Source organism: Streptomyces sp. LS1784, from assembly GCF_020103755.1.
Classification (GTDB): Bacteria; Actinomycetota; Actinomycetes; order Streptomycetales; family Streptomycetaceae; genus Kitasatospora.
The window spans coordinates 1-1,962 of the sequence record NZ_JAHSQD010000937.1; the positions used below are offsets into that span (position 1 = coordinate 1).

At 74.0% G+C, this 1,962-nt stretch carries 2 protein-coding genes; one reads left to right on the forward strand and one right to left on the reverse strand.

What is annotated here, in order from left to right; translation table 11 throughout:
- Positions 1–236 (reverse strand): hypothetical protein (locus KS423_RS44415; RefSeq protein ID WP_224285356.1); only part of this gene is annotated, 236 nt, incomplete at its 3' end.
- 652 nt (positions 237–888) lie between these two features.
- On the opposite strand from KS423_RS44415, the gene KS423_RS44420 reads away from it, so the two are divergent.
- A partial coding sequence (locus KS423_RS44420; RefSeq protein WP_224285357.1) for an HAD-IA family hydrolase occupies positions 889–1,962 on the forward strand: 1,074 nt, incomplete at its 3' end.

Here is a 1,962-nt window from a genome sequence, read left to right on the forward strand (position 1 = left end):
CGCACGGTCCGCTCCGGCTGCTTCGGTCCCCTCGGCGACGTCGGCTCGCTCGGGACTCGGCCGACCGCCCGGGACGCGGCCCGGGGCCTCGGCGTGCGCGTCGACTCGTCCGTCGGCAGGCCCGTCCCCGCTGCCGCCCCTGCGGCCGTCGCCATGACCGCCGTCGCGGCCATCGCCGCAGCCGTCACCGAGGTGGTCGCTACGGCGGTCACCGAGGTGCTCACTGCCGTGCTCACGGCGCTGATCGTCACTGCGCTGGTCAGCGCGCACCTCGGCACGACCCTCGGAGCGATCGGAGGCAGGCCCTTCGGCCGGGTCCACGCTGCGGGGCGCGTCCGGTTCAACCGGTCGGGGAGGCTCAAAACCAGCCATGGCTCACGGCTCTTCGATGGAGAGGGGCCGACAGGAGAGGAGAACAACGCTGCCCGGGCAGCAGGCCCGCCCACGGGATGGCGTCGGTCTGCGCCGCGCAGCACCGTATGTGACCTGTTCCTTTCAGAGTACGACGGGGACGAGGCCCCGCCCAGCGAGGAAGCCCTGGAGCGACGTTGTTCCCGCGAAAGGGGGATGCGCCCGCCGAGTCAGTGCGCCCCGCCCACAGGCGATCGCGCCCCCTCCGGAAAGGAGGTTCCCTGGAGCTTGACTGAGCGGACCGGGCGGCGCAACAGCCCCACGGGACACCGTGACCGGACTGTCATGGATCGGCGACGATCCGTTGCGACACGTCGCGAACCGTGACGTCCGATCTGCTCCCAACAGCCCCGGCCGCCACGGGCGTCGCCGGCTGCCACGGGCGTGCGGAGGCCGTTTCAGCCACTCCGTACGGCTTCGCGACGCCGTCTGGCATTTGCCAGGTGCATAGGTGCAGCCGCTGGCACCATGCTTGGCATGCCCCTGCTCCTGTTCGACCTCGACAACACCCTGCTGCCCCGGGACGCGGCCTACCGGGCCTGGGCGCAGAACCTCCTGTCCGAACACGACCTCCCGCCGGGCGATGTCGACTGGTTCGTCACCCTCGACGGCGGCGGCTACGTACCGCGCAGCACCGTACTGTCAGCGGTCCGGCGCCGCTACGGGCTGGACGTCTCCGCCGACGTCCTGCTGGCTCACTACCGACGCGGCATCAACTCCCACATCCACTGCCCGCCCCGGCACGTCGAGGCGCTGCGCTCCGCCCGGGCGGCCGGGTGGACCCTCGGGATCGTCAGCAACGGTGGCACCCGGCCGCAGTTGGAGAAGATCCGGCGGACCGGGCTGGGCTCGCTGGTCGACGGCTGGGTCATCTCCGAGGAGGCCGACTGCGTCAAACCGGACCCGCTGATCTTCCAGATGGCCGCCCGGCGGTGCGGTATCGCCCCCACCGGAGACTGGGCCGAACACACCTGGATGATCGGGGACCACGCGCCCGCCGACATCGCCGGTGCCGAACTGACCGGGCTGCGCAGCGTCTGGCTGCACCACGGCCGGCCGTGGGCGGAGAGCGGCTACCGGCCGACGCTGAAGGCGGCCGGCCTGCCGGAGGCCGTCGGCCAGGTACTTGCCGCGCGGAACGCGCCCTCGCCCCGGCCGGGCATCCGTTCCGGCGGGCCGCTCCGTAAGGCCGCAGCGGGAGTGCCGGTACGCGCGACGGCGCTGGTCGGCGCACGGTCCGGCGCACATCGCGCGGTGGCCGCCCCGGCCGGCCCGAGTGCTTCCGTTCCCGTCACCGCCGGGACGGTCGGCGAGCCCGTCCCCACAGGCGGGCCCGGTGTCCGAAACCGACCCAGTGGGTTTGCCCTGATCGCCGAGGCCCGCCCTGACACCGGAGCGGGCTCCCGGGCCCGGACGGGTGGCAGACCAGGTCCGGTCACGGACGACCCCCGTCCCGCCCCGGCGGCGGCCGTCGTCACAGCCCCGACCCCCGCCACAGCCACGGCCGCGCCCGTCCGCCCGGCACCCCCCACCGCCGGGGCCGACGGCGCC